At 36.4% G+C, this 14,513-nt stretch carries 12 protein-coding genes and 1 pseudogene; 5 read left to right on the top strand and 8 right to left on the bottom strand.

Annotated features, from left to right (window positions below; all coding sequences use genetic code 11):
* Positions 1-72 precede the first annotated feature (72 nt).
* From murA to ACVFVN_RS00920, 5 genes are all read right to left on the bottom strand, one after another.
* Positions 73-1,380: a UDP-N-acetylglucosamine 1-carboxyvinyltransferase gene (murA, locus tag ACVFVN_RS00940; RefSeq protein ID WP_165132889.1), complete on the bottom strand. Its 1,308-nt coding sequence runs from the start codon at positions 1,378-1,380 to the stop codon at positions 73-75.
* The gene (locus tag ACVFVN_RS00935) at positions 1,381-2,055 is read right to left on the bottom strand and encodes a DUF4290 domain-containing protein (protein ID WP_456233786.1); all 675 of its coding nucleotides are present in this window, start codon (positions 2,053-2,055) and stop codon (positions 1,381-1,383) included. It abuts the gene before it with no gap.
* Between the two features lie 178 nt (positions 2,056-2,233).
* A complete protein-coding gene (locus ACVFVN_RS00930) occupies positions 2,234-2,653 on the bottom strand; it encodes a thiol-disulfide oxidoreductase DCC family protein (protein WP_456233785.1) in 420 nt (139 codons plus the stop codon).
* Positions 2,653-3,117 (bottom strand): heme-binding domain-containing protein, encoded by a 465-nt coding sequence (locus tag ACVFVN_RS00925; protein ID WP_456233784.1) that lies wholly within the window; start codon positions 3,115-3,117, stop codon positions 2,653-2,655. Before ACVFVN_RS00925 ends, ACVFVN_RS00930 begins: the two co-directional genes overlap by 1 nt.
* Before the next feature lie 170 nt (positions 3,118-3,287).
* Positions 3,288-4,199: a T9SS type A sorting domain-containing protein gene (locus ACVFVN_RS00920; RefSeq protein WP_456233783.1), complete on the bottom strand. Its 912-nt coding sequence runs from the start codon at positions 4,197-4,199 to the stop codon at positions 3,288-3,290.
* 249 nt (positions 4,200-4,448) lie between these two features.
* Between ACVFVN_RS00920 and der the strand changes: the two genes are divergently transcribed.
* Complete coding sequence (gene der, locus ACVFVN_RS00915; protein WP_165132874.1) at positions 4,449-5,756, top strand: ribosome biogenesis GTPase Der; 1,308 nt, start codon at positions 4,449-4,451, stop codon at positions 5,754-5,756.
* 86 nt (positions 5,757-5,842) lie between these two features.
* Positions 5,843-6,493: a uracil phosphoribosyltransferase gene (gene upp, locus ACVFVN_RS00910; RefSeq protein ID WP_165132871.1), complete on the top strand. Its 651-nt coding sequence runs from the start codon at positions 5,843-5,845 to the stop codon at positions 6,491-6,493.
* A gap of 25 nt (positions 6,494-6,518) precedes the next feature.
* Here upp and ACVFVN_RS00905 read toward each other — a convergent pair whose 3' ends face one another.
* Together ACVFVN_RS00905 and ACVFVN_RS00900 are read right to left on the bottom strand one after the other, a co-directional pair.
* Positions 6,519-7,166 (bottom strand): ComF family protein, encoded by a 648-nt coding sequence (locus ACVFVN_RS00905; RefSeq protein ID WP_456233782.1) that lies wholly within the window; start codon positions 7,164-7,166, stop codon positions 6,519-6,521.
* A 33-nt stretch (positions 7,167-7,199) separates the two neighbouring features.
* Complete coding sequence (locus tag ACVFVN_RS00900) at positions 7,200-8,684, bottom strand: helix-turn-helix domain-containing protein (RefSeq protein ID WP_456233781.1); 1,485 nt, start codon at positions 8,682-8,684, stop codon at positions 7,200-7,202.
* Positions 8,685-8,806: 122 nt separating this feature from the next.
* Between ACVFVN_RS00900 and aceB the strand changes: the two genes are divergently transcribed.
* Positions 8,807-10,384, top strand: a complete 1,578-nt coding sequence (gene aceB, locus ACVFVN_RS00895; protein ID WP_456233780.1) for a malate synthase A — start codon at positions 8,807-8,809, stop codon at positions 10,382-10,384.
* Between the two features lie 49 nt (positions 10,385-10,433).
* A complete protein-coding gene (gene aceA / locus ACVFVN_RS00890; RefSeq protein ID WP_456233779.1) occupies positions 10,434-11,714 on the top strand; it encodes an isocitrate lyase in 1,281 nt (426 codons plus the stop codon).
* A 65-nt stretch (positions 11,715-11,779) separates the two neighbouring features.
* Here aceA and glgP read toward each other — a convergent pair.
* Positions 11,780-13,438 (bottom strand): annotated as a pseudogene (gene glgP, locus ACVFVN_RS00885) (alpha-glucan family phosphorylase).
* 189 nt (positions 13,439-13,627) lie between these two features.
* On the opposite strand from glgP, the gene ACVFVN_RS00880 reads away from it, so the two are divergent.
* Entirely contained in the window at positions 13,628-14,404 is a 777-nt protein-coding gene (locus ACVFVN_RS00880; protein WP_456233778.1) for a hypothetical protein, read from the top strand.
* Positions 14,405-14,513 lie beyond the last annotated feature (109 nt).

Genomic DNA, 14,513 nt, shown 5'->3' with positions numbered 1-14,513 from the left:
ATTTAAAATTAAGAAAAATTTGATGAATGCTTTTAAAAAATAAAGACCGGAAAATTTTCCAGTCTTTATAATTTATATTCTTGTAATATCAGCGCCTAATGCTTTTAGTCTTCCGTCGATATTTTCGTAACCACGGTCGATTTGTTCAATATTGTGGATTACCGATTTGCCTTCGGCAGAAAGTGCCGCGATTAACAATGCGTTACCAGCGCGGATATCTGGCGAAATCATCGTTGTTCCACGCAGTGGTGTTTCGTGGTTTAGACCGACAACTGTTGCGCGGTGTGGATCGCAAAGGATAATTTGTGCACCCATGTCAATTAATTTATCAACGAAGAATAATCTGGATTCAAACATTTTTTGATGAACCAAAACAGTACCTTTTGCTTGTGTTGCCACAACCAAAATGATGGATAATAAATCTGGCGTAAATCCTGGCCAAGGCGCATCAGAAACTGTTAATATGGATCCGTCGATAAACTTCTGAATTGTATAATTTTCCTGAGCAGGAATGTAAATGTCTTCGCCACTTCGCTCAAGCTGAATTCCTAATTTTCTAAAAGTATCAGGAATGATGCCCAATTGATTCCAATTGACATTTTTAATGGTAATTTCAGATTTTGTCATGGCTGCCAGTCCAATCCAAGAGCCAATTTCCACCATATCGGGTAACATCGTGTGTTCTGTTCCTCCAAGATAGTCTACACCTTCGATTGTTAAAAGATTTGAACCAATACCAGAAATATTCGCGCCCATTCTGTTTAGCATTTTGCAAAGCTGTTGCAGATAGGGCTCACATGCAGCGTTGTAAATTCTGGTTTTGCCTTTTGCTAGAACAGCAGCCATAATGATATTGGCAGTCCCTGTTACTGAAGCTTCTTCCAATAAAATAAATTTACCTTGAAGTTCTTTAGCTTTTAGAGAATAATATTGTTCGTCCTCGTCATAAGAAAATTCGGCACCCAATTCTACAAAACCTTGGAAATGTGTATCCAGACGGCGTCTACCGATTTTGTCACCGCCTGGCGTTGGCATATAAGCTTCGCCATAACGTGCTAACATAGGGCCTAATAGCATAACCGATCCACGCAATTTGGCGCCATCTTTTTTAAACTCAGAGGATTTTATATAATTAAAATTAACAGCATCGGCTTTGAAGGTGTAGTCGCCATGTCCGTTTTTGATGATTTTGACATTAAGGTCACCAAGAATTTCAATTAGTCTATTAACATCGTGTATGTCGGGAATATTTTTAATTCTGACTTCTTCATCCGTTAACAAAACAGCACATAATATCTGAAGCGCTTCATTTTTTGCACCTTGTGGTGTAATATCGCCTTGTAAAGTTTTTCCTCCTCTTATCTCAAATGCACCGTTCATTTATTTTCTGTTTTTCTGATTGTTTTGGTTGTTTTGATGTCTTCTTTTTGCGTTATTATTTGTGTTTTGGTTTCTGTTGTTTTTGTTGTGGTTGCTGTTATTGTTATTATTTTTGCGATTGGTATTGTAGTAGATTTTACTTTTGTCCAGACTGTCTAGTCCGGTAAGGTCCAGTCTGTTATTGGATAAGTCTTTTAGGTGGCGGAAAATCACGTCATCTTGCACATGTTCTTTATTGTAAACATTGTAAGACTTTTTCATATTATTCGCAATAACTTGGATCAGCGCATCTTTTTCGTCGCCTGCATCTAGTTCGATAGCGCGTTCGATAAGTTGCAAAATACTTTTTCCATAGAATTTGTAATCGTTATCGAAAGAAGGATAAGGCATTTTTCTGGGTTTTGTACTTAGTTCTTCTTGCGATAATATTGGATATGGCGAATCTACATCGAGATCATAGCTGGCTAGAATAAAAAGATGGTTCCAAAGTTTGTGCTTATAGTTTTCTTCATCATTAAGATGTGGATTGCGTTGTCCCATAAATTCGATGATGGTAGCGGCAGCTTCGTTACGTGCTTCTTTGGTGGGGAGTTCTCTGCAGATTTCCACCATTTCTTGTATCATTCTGCCATATTCTGGCATTTGAAGTGCGGTTCTTTGGGTGTTGTATTCCATGATGCAAATATATGAAAATATAGAATCTGTTTATGGTTTAGAAGTTTTTCAAAAAATTAAAATTTTATAAAAATAAAAAGCCTGACATTTTTATTGACAATTACTTTGAAAAGACTGAAGAAATACCGAAAAATATAGAATGTTTAAACTATCATAATACGAGATTAAATGATGTTATTTAGTTCAAAAATTTTCTTTTGTCTTTCTCTGAAGGCAGTGTACAGAATGCTTTCATTAATTTTTTTCTTCGTGCAGCAATAATGTCATACAAGCCATCTCGTATAAATTTTGGTATGATCTTTCCGAGTTTTAATAATTCATAAAAAATAGATAGACCCGCAGCGATTTGTATTGCGGCATCGGATTTTTTTAAATAATAATGTTTGGGTTTCCAAAGATAAATAGTGTCAAAATCTCTAAGGTTAAGATGTCTTTGTTTTAAAAAATCTTGACCTAAATCTGACTGTAACGATGCAAAAAGAAACTGATCTTTTTTGTCGCGCTTCAAAATCCATTGCACCCAATAATTACAAAAACCGCAATCACCATCGTAAAAAACGATGGAGTGCTTCTCGCTAATAGATTCGAGGTTTTTCATCACAGTATAGGATTTGCCTCTTTTGTATCTCTTTGAATCTGTCGAAAATATTCGATTAATAATTTTTTGGATTCTGTCGTTAACTTGGCATCAGGATGTCCCAAAATATAAGATTCCAAAGGCATTTCGTCTTTTTCCAGCATTTCGATATTTTCATCTAGTTTATGAAGTTGGCGTTTTGGCTCATAAGTTGCCCAAGTTGAAAAGTTTAGTTTTTTTCGACCCTCGTCAATATGTTTTTTCAAAAACCATGAAGAGGGCGCAATACTGGCGTACCAAGGATAACGTGTTTCGTTAGAATGGCAATCGTAGCAAGAGGTTTTCAGAATTTTTGCAATGGCAACAGGAGGTTGTTTGGTGTTCACAAAATCCATTTTAGGATTTATTTCAGGATTGGTTTTGTCGATTGGGAAAAACTGAATCATTATAAATGCCACCAAAAGGACTGTGATTATTCTTTTCATTTTATACCTTTTTTGAAAAAGTGAATTTAAGAAATTTCTATAGTTTATTAATGGATTGTAGATTTTTATTATTTAAAAACAATTATTAATCATTTTGATTGTTGATGAAATTTTTAATCTTAAAATAAAATAGACAATGCAAACTTTGCACTGTCTATTTTTGAAATTTTTTAATTATGGTATGATTGTTTTTTGATTAGTTTAAGCGTTTCTTGGCTATTATCGTCATACTTTATTGTGAGAATATATGTACCCGGAGTTAGAGATTGTACATTGAAACTTTTTTGATTTCCAAAACTAAGAAGTGTTTTTCCAGAAAAATCAATAATTCTACTTTCCGCGATGTTCTTTTTAGTAGAAATTTTTATGTTATCACGAACAGGATTGGGATAAATACGAGTAGATTTTGATGTTGCAGAATGTTCTCCAGTAGTTAGCACATCTGTAGATTTGGCAGATACCACGACGTTGTCAATAGCAATTGTTGACCCCATAATCGATGAATAATCGAAGATTTCTGGAAGCAATTCTACATCTGCAAAACCCCTAACAATAGGCTCGTTGTTGACACGAGCTTTTATTTCGCCAGTATTGGTGTTGAAAGTTGTCGTTATATGATACCAAGTGTTTGGCGTTGGGTTTTCTAACAAAGTTCCAAACATTTCTGCACCAGAAAGATAAAGGATTTCAGTTTCTATATCCCATCCAATTTCTGCAATAATATCAAAATCTGAAGTGCCAAGTACAACGATTCCAAGGCTATCCAGCTGGTCTCCAGTATAATAATCGAATTCAGCCACAAAAATGTTGTTGCCAGCATTTCGGTTTTCCCAATTGTTTTCGTGGGTTACAAAAATACCAGAATCGTTTTCTTCATTGGTATTAAGTTGTAAGCTTTTCCCTTTAGCAGGACTTATTTTAGCAATTTTTACCCAATCATCTTCGCTACCATCTCTTACCCAGCCACCTTGGTCTGTGAAATTTCCGACAGTGTAAGATTCAAAATTATCCTCCCATAAGGTTTGGCTAAAAGCACAGCTCATAAAGCTTGTGGTTAAACCAAATAATAGTATTTTCTTCATAACTTTAAATATTTTATAACAATATGACTGAATCGTTATAAAGGCAATAAAATTAAAATTACTAATGCTATGTATAAAATAGTAAATATTAATATTGTTAAAAATATAGTCAATTTGATAACAAAAAAATAATTAATTCAAAAAAGTCTATCTTTGCAAAAAAATTGGGCTCCGAGAGTCGGAGAAACCCATTAATAATCTTATCCTGAAGCAATTTCTTATGATGCTAAGGATTATTAAACATTTTTTATGAGCAATATTGTTGCTATTGTTGGCCGACCGAATGTGGGAAAATCCACTTTATTCAACCGTTTATTAGAAAGAAGAGAAGCTATTGTAGATTCTACAGCTGGTGTTACCAGAGACCGTCACTATGGAAAATCTGATTGGAATGGTGTAGATTTTACAGTTATTGATACTGGAGGTTACGACATCGGTTCGGATGATATTTTTGAAGAAGAAATTCGTAAACAAGTACAATTGGCTGTTGAAGAAGCGACTTCCATTATTTTTATGGTTAATGTTGAAGAAGGTCTTACCGATACAGATTATGAAGTTTTTGAATTGTTGAGAAAAGCCAACAAACCTTTATATTTGGTTGTTAACAAAGTAGATTCTGCTAAAGAAGAACTTCCTGCAACCGAATTTTATCAGCTAGGAGTAGAAAAATATTATACGCTTTCTTCTGCAACAGGTTCTGGTACTGGAGAATTGCTGGATGCCGTTGTCGCGGATTTCCCAACGACAGAGTATAAAGATCCTTTCGAAGGTTTGCCAAAAATTACCATTGCTGGACGTCCAAATGTTGGTAAATCCACTTTAACAAACGCTTTGCTGGATAACGAAAGAAATATTGTAACCGACATTGCAGGTACAACGCGTGACAGTATTGAAACTTTGTATAACAAATTCGGGCACGAGTTCGTATTGGTTGATACGGCGGGAATGCGTAGGAAATCAAGAGTTTCTGAAGATTTGGAGTTTTACTCCGTAATGCGTTCTATCCGTTCTATTGAGCATTCTGATGTTGTGATTTTGATGATCGATGCAACTTTGGGTTGGGAATCGCAAGATATGAACATCTTTAGTTTGGCTCAAAAAAATAGAAAAGGCGTTGTCATTTTGGTAAACAAGTGGGACTTGGTCGAGAAAGAAACCAATACCATGCGCGATTTCGAAGCCAAAATTAAAGACAAAATCGGAATGTTCAGTGATATTCCAGTATTATTTGTTTCAGCTCTAACCAAGCAACGTATTCTAAAAGCGGTTGAAGTAGCAATGCAAGTTTATGAAAATCGTAAACAACGCATCAAAACTTCAAAACTGAACGAATTGATGCTTCCAATCATGGAAAATACACCTCCTCCAGCTTTGAAAGGTAAATATGTGAAAATCAAGTATTGTGTGCAGTTGCCAACGCCATCGCCACAATTTGTGTTTTTCTGTAATCTTCCGCAATATGTGAAAGAACCTTACAAACGATTTGTAGAGAATCAGTTGCGTAAGAACTTTGATTTTACTGGAGTTCCAATCGAGATTTATTTCAGACAAAAATAAAATATCAGCCTTTCGGATTTTTCGGAAGGCTTTTTATTGCTTAACTTTAAAGCTCATTTTTATATTTAAACTAAGAACCCGTTTTTATGATAAAAGAATTATCCCAAGAATTTTCTTTAGTTAACTCATGGATTAATGATTTAAGAAATGTTGATGTACAACAAGACCGCATGAAGTTCCGTAGAAACTTGGAGCGCATCGGTGAGATTGCTGCTTTCGAGATTTCCAAAGGTATGGCACAAGTTGAGGTGGAGATTACAACTCCTTTGGATAAAGTGAAAGGTCGCGAAATTGCAGTTCAGCCTGTTATTACAACTATTCTTAGAGCGGGAGTTCCTTTGTTTCAGGGTGTTCTTAATTATTTTGATAAAGCCGATTGTGGTTTTGTTGCAGCTTATAGAAAGCATGATGTCAACGATTATTTCTCTATAAAACAAGATTATTTGACGTGTCCAAATCTAGACGGACGTCCTCTAATTGTTGCAGATCCTATGTTGGCAACGGGAGCTTCCCTTATCGAAGCTATAAAAGATTTGCTGACCAACGGAACGCCAACAGAAATGCATATCGTAGCAGCAATTGCCAGTCAACAAGGTGTGAAAGCTATACAAGATGCTTTTCCAAATGCTAAAATTTGGGTGGGTGTTATCGATTCTGGTTTGACGTCAAAAGGTTATATCACGCCAGGTTTGGGCGATGCAGGAGATTTGGCTTACGGAGAAAAACTTCAACGATAATTTTTTAATAATTCATGACCAATACTTAGTCTATTGCAATTACCAAAATGCTGATGCGATAGTTGGGGTTTTTGCTTAAAATTTCCCATGCGATGCTCGATAAAGTATTTCCTGTTGTGAAAACATCATCTATTAAAAGAATGTGTTTGCTATCTTGACTAGATTGTGAACTGAATACACTTTTCGTTTCTTCGCGATGCGTTTTGTCTTTTTGGGCTTGCGCCTTGTCGTGGGAATTCCGTTTTATAAATTGATGATTTACTGGGATATTATATAGTTTTGATAAAGTATTTCCAAATAAAGTCAATTGGTTGTAACCGCGTTGTTTTAGCTTTTTTTCATGCAACGGAACGCTGATTATTTCATCAATTTCGTTCAGCTTAATTCGATCATGAATCCATTGCGCAAGATGTTTTCCAATGAATTGCTGATTGCCATATTTCAGACCGTGAATTAGTTTTTGAGCTAAATTTTCATCTTTAAAATAAAACAAAGCAAAAGCTTTTTCAACAGGAAAAAGGAGCTTGGCTTTTTGTGTTAAAATGTTTTCAGAATCAAATTTAAAATGTGTGTAACTGAGTTGTTCTTCGCAATTTTCACACAATATAGAATGTGACGGAATGATAGTATCACAAGACAAACAACGCGTCGGAAAAATCAAATCCAATAACATGACTTTTAGTTTAAGTCGAAGATAATCAAATTTTTAAGATGATTTTAAAAATTGAGATCGGATTTTTTCAATGGACTTTTTCATGTCGTTATTGAAATGTTCTTTATCGAGTCTTGTCGCCGGAGCTTGTCTTACATCGCAATTGCCGATGCTGCAATGTTCGCAGGTGACACCAACTTCAACAATGGGCAAAGCGTCACTTTTTGAGAAGTTTATTTTTTTTAGAGAATTACTATTCAACAAAATTCCAAGACAATAACTTCTGTTGCTTCCGTCCGAAAATGGATTTTTTTGGGAGGTTGATATCACAAGATAACTAAGTCCAAAATCTTTGTAATGTGAAATTTGGGCATCAGTCATTTGTGTATCTTCAGTTTCCAATTGTTCCAGATTTCTTACAGAAACCCATCGACGACAATAGTGTTCATTCATTGCATTAGATCGTGGCGCTTGTTGTTGGTTGAGGTGTAATTCCTTTAAAATCTGTACTTTATGCGTGTTTTTCTTTTTGACAAAACATAAATAAAATAAGTCCTTTATCCCAAATTCTGAAGCTAAAATATTAGTCAAACGATAATATAATGTTTCTGGAGAATTTGTGAAATGCTTAATTAAATCTTCAAAATGTGAGGCTTTCCATTCTTTATGATCGAAAAAATCAGCCGTTTTCTGTACCAGTTCTTTTTTAGGAATCAATAATCCGCCAGCGAAATATGAAGCATAATAATTATTCAGGATTTCTTCAAAACTATGGATGTCAACCCAAGAATACGTGTTGGGACGCAATTTTAGATCCAAAACTTGGAATCCAATTTCTTTGGCTAAAATGAAAGTTTTTTGATTTTCATCAAGCCTTTGATTGAGTAATAAATTCTTTTTTTCAGGAATAAATAAAGATCTTAAATGTTGCAAAGTACCAAATTCATTAAAATCTTGTGAGCTTATTTGGTAGCCAAAATCTTCGATTAAAATATTTTCTAAATCCGAGGATTTCAGTTCGCGGGGCTTTAGGTTGTATTGCTGGTAAAACGCCTCAGCTTTTTCCTCGATCTCAGGGAAATGATTGTTGTATAATTCCTGAAAAGAGCGCAATACTGCAAAGAAAAAACGTTCTTTTCCAAGATTGTAATTCTGCGAAATTTCAATAAGTGTATTGATGAAAGCTGTAACTTTTTTTGGCGCTTCGCTTATCATTCCGATCAAATTATTACGGTTGATCCCGAAAAGATCCAACGGGATTTCTTTAAATACATCTGATTGTAAAATTTCATTAATTGGCGCAAGACTTCTGTCGAGTTTTGTCGATACCAAATCATCAAAACTGCATCCTAAGGTTTCTGCGACTTGGATGATTTTGTCATGTTTGGGGTATTTTTTACCATTTTCGATTTCGTTAAGATAAGATTTTGACAAGCCAGTTTGGTTAGCAAGATCTTGTAAAGACCAATTTTTTTTCTGGCGTTGTTGTCTTAGTTTAAGACCAAAAATTACTCGGATATAGTCGCTATCAGCATTCATAAAACAAATATAAAAATAAAGCGATTGTTTACATAATATTTTTTTTAAAAATTTAGCGAACGTTCGCTATTTGTGAAAATATTTTTGTTAGATTTGTCACACCAATCACAATTAAATTAAAAATGAAAAATTTAAATCAAATCTCAATAAATAGTGCAAATGCTTATGAGTCAGTGTTTACGGAAAGCGTTAAGGATTTTTTATTAGCATTGCATCAGACTTTTAATAAGCGCCGTTTAGAACTTCTCGAAAATAGAAAAAGAATTCAAAAAGAATTTGATGCCGGAAAATTACCTCGCTTTTTAGAGGAAACAAAAGAAGTGCGAACAGCAAATTGGATATGTGCGCCGCTGCCTCGCGATTTGCATGATCGCCGTGTAGAAATTACAGGCCCCGTGGACCGAAAGATGATTATTAACGCGCTGAACTCTGGAGCTAAAATTTTTATGGCGGATTTTGAAGATAGCAATTCGCCGACTTGGGAAAATTGTATGCAAGGTCAAATTAATCTAAGTGACGCCATTAGCAGAACAATTGATTTTGTGTCACCCGAAGGAAAATCTTATCAGCTTAATGAAAAAACTGCAGTTTTGCTGGTGAGGCCACGCGGCTTGCATCTCGATGAAAAACATATTTTGGTTGATGGCGAAATGATGTCTGCATCTTTGGTGGATTTTGGAATTTACTTTTTCAGAAATGCTAAAAAGCTGTTGATGAAAGGTAGTGGTCCATTTTTCTATTTGCCCAAATTAGAACATTATCTTGAAGCCCGATGGTGGAATGATGTGTTTTTGTTTTCACAAGATTATCTTAAAATCCTTACAGGAAGCATAAAAGCAACAGTTCTTATAGAAACCATTACCGCTTCTTTTCAATTGGACGAAATTTTATTTGAGCTTAAAGAACATAGTGCGGGACTCAATTGCGGTCGTTGGGATTATATTTTTTCCTATATCAAAAAGTTTAGAAATCTGCCGCATTTTTTGGTGCCAGACCGCGATCAGGTTACGATGACTTCGCCTTTTATGGAGGCATATACCAAAAGAGTTGTGGAGATTTGTCACAAAAGACGCGTTCCTGCGATTGGTGGGATGGCGGCTCAAATTCCAGTAAAAGATAATCCAAATGCTAATGAAGAAGCCTTTGAAAAAGTGAGAACCGACAAAGAGCGCGAAGTTCGTAATGGGCATGACGGTACTTGGGTAGCACATCCTGCTTTGGTGCCTGTTGCGATGGCAGTTTTTAATCAATATATGCCAACGCCTAACCAAATTCATAAACAATTTAATTATCAAATTTCGGAAAGTCAACTCTTGGAGGTTCCCGTAGGAACGATTACAGAAAAAGGGCTTCGCAAAAACATCAATGTTAGCATTCTCTACATCGAATCCTGGTTGATGGGCACAGGTGCAGCGGCAATTTATAATTTGATGGAAGATGCAGCTACTGCAGAAATTTCTCGCTCCCAAATATGGCAATGGCTAAGACAGTCGGTGACGTTGGAGGGGGGACAAGTTGTTACAAAAGAATTAATTCTGAAACTCGAAAATGAAGAAGTAGAGAATATAAAAACTTATGTTGGTGAACAGCGTTTCCAAAATGGAAAGTTCGGTTTAGCAATTAGCCTTTTCAATGACATGATTTTTTCTAAAGAATTTGACGAGTTCTTAAGTATAAAAGCTTATCCATATTTGGATTAAAGTTTAAATACATTCAAACATTTTTAATCACACTAAATCACACTATATTATGAAATCAAAACAAGAACAAATCCAAGCTTTGGCGCAAGATTGGCTGAACAATCCACGTTGGAAAGACGTTACGAGACCGTATTCTGCAGAAGATGTTTTAAAACTTAGAGGACGTTACACCTTGGAATACAGTATTGCAAAACAAATGTCAGAAAAACTTTGGGATAAGCTTAATAATCAAGATTATGTTGCAGGCTTGGGCGCTTTGACAGGAAATCAAGCGGTGCAGGAAGTGGACGCTGGTCTGGAAGCCATCTATCTGTCAGGTTGGCAAGTGGCAGCAGATGCCAATTTGTCGGGCGAAATGTATCCCGATCAATCCTTATATCCTGCGAATTCGGTGCCGTCGGTTGTTAAAAAAATTAATAATGCTTTGTTGCGTGCAGATCAAATACAATCGGTAAATGGCGGTGGCGACAAAGAATATCTTGTACCTATTGTAGCAGATGCAGAAGCAGGTTTTGGAGGTAATCTCAACGCTTTTGAGTTGATGAAACAGATGATTGAAGCGGGTGCCGCAGGCGTTCATTTTGAAGATCAATTGTCGTCTGCCAAAAAATGTGGCCATCTTGGAGGAAAAGTTTTGGTACCGACACAAGAAGCGATTAACAAATTGATTGCGGCGCGCTTGGCAGCTGATGTTTTAGGAGTTCCGAGTTTGATTATTGCTAGAACAGATGCCGATGCTGCGGACCTTTTAACGTCGGACATTGATGATCGAGATAAAAAATTTGTGACAGGCGAACGGACTTCGGAAGGTTTTTATGTTGTGAAAAATGGTGTGGAACAAGGCATTGACCGAGGTTTGTCCTATGCGCCTTATGCCGATCTAATCTGGATGGAAACTTCAAATCCTGATTTGGAACAGGCCAGACAATTTGCGGAAGCTATTCATGCTAAATTTCCTGGAAAAATGTTGGCGTACAATTGCTCGCCTTCTTTCAATTGGGCAGCTCGGTTGAGTGTTGAAGAAATGGAAGATTTTCGAGAAGAATTGGCAAAGATGGGTTACAAATTTCAGTTTATCACATTGGCTGGTTTCCATGCGTTGAACACGGCTATGTTCGAGTTGGCTTTGGCTTATAAAGAGCGCGGCATGGCGGGGTATTCGGAGTTGCAAGAACGCGAATTTGCTTTGCAACCGAAAGGTTTTCGTGCTGTAAAGCATCAAAGTTTTGTAGGAACGGGCTATTTTGATGAAGTCCAGCGTATTGTTACCAATGGCACTTCTGCAACGGTAGCGATGAAAGATTCTACAGAAGCATCGCAGTTTCATTAATTTTTTCTAAAATAAAAATCTTATAAAAAGGCCTTTAGTAAATTAAAACTAAAGGCTTTTTTATTTTAAGAGTTATACAGCAACTTGTAATATTCGTCTGCCATACGATCGCTATTGAACTGGAGGTGTACGTCTTCCATAGCAGAGCCTACAATTTTGCGCCATTTATTTTTGTTATTGTAGTAGGTTGGGATGATTTCGTTTTCGAGAATGTCGTACAATTTGTTAAGGTCGTAAGTGTCTTGTTCTAAAGTTGTCATATTGTGGTAATCCGCTTTCGGAACGACAAAGGCGTTTTCGCCATGTCTGGCAAATTCTGGGATCCAGCCATCGTCTGTTGATAGGTTGACAGAAGCATTCATTGCTGCCGTCATACCAGAAGTTCCGGACGCTTCGCGCGGAACTCTAGGATTGTTTAGCCAGATGTCGGAAGCTTGTTTCAGGGATTTTCTTAATGACAATTCGTAGCCTGTAAGCACTGCTATATTGTTGTAGATTTTATTTTCTTCAACAAGATTATTAAAAGTTGAAATTGCGGAATAGTCCATGGGATAAGGTTTTCCTGCCCAAATGATTTGTACAGGATATTCTTTGTTTTCCAAAAGTCTGCGGAAGCGTTCTTTGTCTGCTAGTAACAAATCTGCTCTTTTGTAACCCGCAAAACGTCTTGCCCAGACAATTGTTAAAATATGGGGATCAAAAAGTTTCCCACACTGGTCAGCCACAATTTTGAAAGCTCTTTTTTTCAAATAGTTTTTTCTAAAATCAAAAGTTTCTTTGTCGCCTTCATCTTTGGCATTATAAAGCGGTTTGTCCGCCCAATATTTGAATTCCTGAGCGTTGGTGATTGATTTTATTTCACAAATGCCGGGATATTTGTTCCACATCTGTCGGGAAACAAGGCCATGCAATTGAGATACAGCATTGGCGACACGAGCCATCTTCAGAGCGCATAGCGAATGGTTGAATTGGTCATCGCTACTACCTTCGAATTGTTTGGCTTCTTCCTTGCTCATGCCACAGAAATAGGACATGTTGTAACAGAGCCCAAGGTCGTGTTTTTCGTTGCCCGCTTCTTCGGGGGTGTGCGTTGTGAAAACTAATTTTTCTTTAACTTTTGAAAGGTCGCCACCATATTTTCTTAATAAATAAAAAGCTGCGGGCAATCCATGTGCTTCGTTAAGATGGTAAACCTCGCGCTCAAGATTCATTTCGTCCAACAATTTTGCGCCAGCTTTTCCTAGTAAAATATATTGCGCCAATTTTGTAGATTCGTTCGCGTCGTATAGGCGATGGCAAATGGTTTTGGAAAGATGATCGTTTTCTGGCACGTCCGTACTCAGCAAAAACATAGGGCATGTTTTGAAAGTTTCAGGATTGAGGTACCAGACTTTTACCCAAACAGGGGCATTGTGAATTTCGATTTGGAACAGTATGCCAGTATCTTCCAAATAAGAGTATATTTTTTTTGTCTAAACAGGATGAAGTGTTTGGTTGTGGTTGCGAGCTTGGTCATAATACCCGAATTTCCACAAAATGCCAATACCTAGCAAATCTTGTTTTAAATTATAGGCGCTTCGCATGTGTGATCCCGCCAAAAAGCTTAATCCACCACTGTATATTTTCAGAGATTGATCAATAGCAAACTCCATAGAGAAGTAAGCTGTTTTTTTAGAATATTGAGGATTGATGCTGTATGGCATCTTATAATTTTTAAAATCCATGGAATAGGCATTTGTTTTGAGAAGGCAATTTAATCATTTAGAATAAAAATAAGAGGATGCGCTTACTGGTCTTTAGTGGAAAATATTATTAAATACATAAGATACTGTTCACGTTAATTTTTATTAATATCTCATTTTCAATGGATTATTTGATTATATTTAGAATGTGATTAATAAAATCATTGCATTATGGTGTTCACGGAGGATCTTTCAAAAAGCTTGGCGTTGTGTATGTTGCGGAATAAAAATTCTGCAAACAAACTTAGCTATTGGTGTCGTGAAATTGACCGTGAGCAGCTTTCTGAGCGGGAAGCTTATCAAAAGAAAACCGAAGTGTTGCTGTTGAGCAGTCTTCTCCAATATTATCCCGACATTGAAATTGAAAATCTTATTGGCGAAAGTCCGGATTTTATTGTGACAATTGGTTCCAAACGCATTGGTCTAGAAATTTCGGAAGTCATTAATCATTTCGAATTAAAGAAAAGCGAGGCGAGGATTAATCAGATTTTCCGAAATGTGGAGCAAAGTTTCGGACAAGATAAATTGTTTTCCGGAATTTTTTATATCGGACTTAGCTTGTGGATGATGAACCAGTATGATGATGAAAAAGTGATTAAAGATATTCTTACCGCCGTGCAAAATCAGAAACCGACAAAATACGTGACCTCCATTAGAAGAACGCCTTATCATAAGGGCGTTCTTTTGGTTTTAGATTATAGCATGTCTTTGTTTGATGAGTTGAAAGCGGAAAAAATTCTCCACATCATCGAAAAGAAAAAGGTGAAATATCCACTTTATAAAAGCAAAATTGATGAATGCTGGCTCATTATTGTTTCCAATATGCACAATATGGCGTCGCGCTACAGCTATATCCAAACGCCCGAAGTTCTGAACGCTGTCAAAAGCCCTTTCCAAAAGATTCTACATTTGGAAAATCTCTCCAGTGCGATGTGGACGATAAAATAATTTGTTAATAATTCTTAGATTTTTTTAAATCTTCGGTGTGGTTTTTAGCAAACTAATACTTTGCTCATACAGTATCTATACTTTATCCCTAGTTATGTTAGTTGTTGGC

It is taken from the genome of Soonwooa purpurea (genome assembly GCF_053891095.1).
The sequence above is the reverse complement of the archived record's forward strand: the minus strand, read 5'-3'. Positions and strand labels throughout refer to the sequence as shown.

Excerpts from the sequence above, each read along its gene's own strand:
- ACVFVN_RS00935 (WP_456233786.1), bottom strand. The coding sequence starts at position 2,055 with ATGGAATACAACACCCAAAGAACCGCACTTCAAATGCCAGAATATGGC.
- ACVFVN_RS00900 (WP_456233781.1), bottom strand. The coding sequence starts at position 8,684 with ATGAATGCTGATAGCGACTATATCCGAGTAATTTTTGGTCTTAAACTA.
- ACVFVN_RS00880 (WP_456233778.1), top strand. The coding sequence starts at position 13,628 with ATGGTGTTCACGGAGGATCTTTCAAAAAGCTTGGCGTTGTGTATGTTG.
- ACVFVN_RS00925 (WP_456233784.1), bottom strand. The coding sequence starts at position 3,117 with ATGAAAAGAATAATCACAGTCCTTTTGGTGGCATTTATAATGATTCAG.
- der (WP_165132874.1), top strand. The coding sequence starts at position 4,449 with ATGAGCAATATTGTTGCTATTGTTGGCCGACCGAATGTGGGAAAATCC.
- ACVFVN_RS00930 (WP_456233785.1), bottom strand. The coding sequence starts at position 2,653 with ATGAAAAACCTCGAATCTATTAGCGAGAAGCACTCCATCGTTTTTTAC.
- ACVFVN_RS00920 (WP_456233783.1), bottom strand. The coding sequence starts at position 4,199 with ATGAAGAAAATACTATTATTTGGTTTAACCACAAGCTTTATGAGCTGT.
- murA (WP_165132889.1), bottom strand. The coding sequence starts at position 1,380 with ATGAACGGTGCATTTGAGATAAGAGGAGGAAAAACTTTACAAGGCGAT.
- aceA (WP_456233779.1), top strand. The coding sequence starts at position 10,434 with ATGAAATCAAAACAAGAACAAATCCAAGCTTTGGCGCAAGATTGGCTG.
- upp (WP_165132871.1), top strand. The coding sequence starts at position 5,843 with ATGATAAAAGAATTATCCCAAGAATTTTCTTTAGTTAACTCATGGATT.
- aceB (WP_456233780.1), top strand. The coding sequence starts at position 8,807 with ATGAAAAATTTAAATCAAATCTCAATAAATAGTGCAAATGCTTATGAG.
- ACVFVN_RS00905 (WP_456233782.1), bottom strand. The coding sequence starts at position 7,166 with ATGTTATTGGATTTGATTTTTCCGACGCGTTGTTTGTCTTGTGATACT.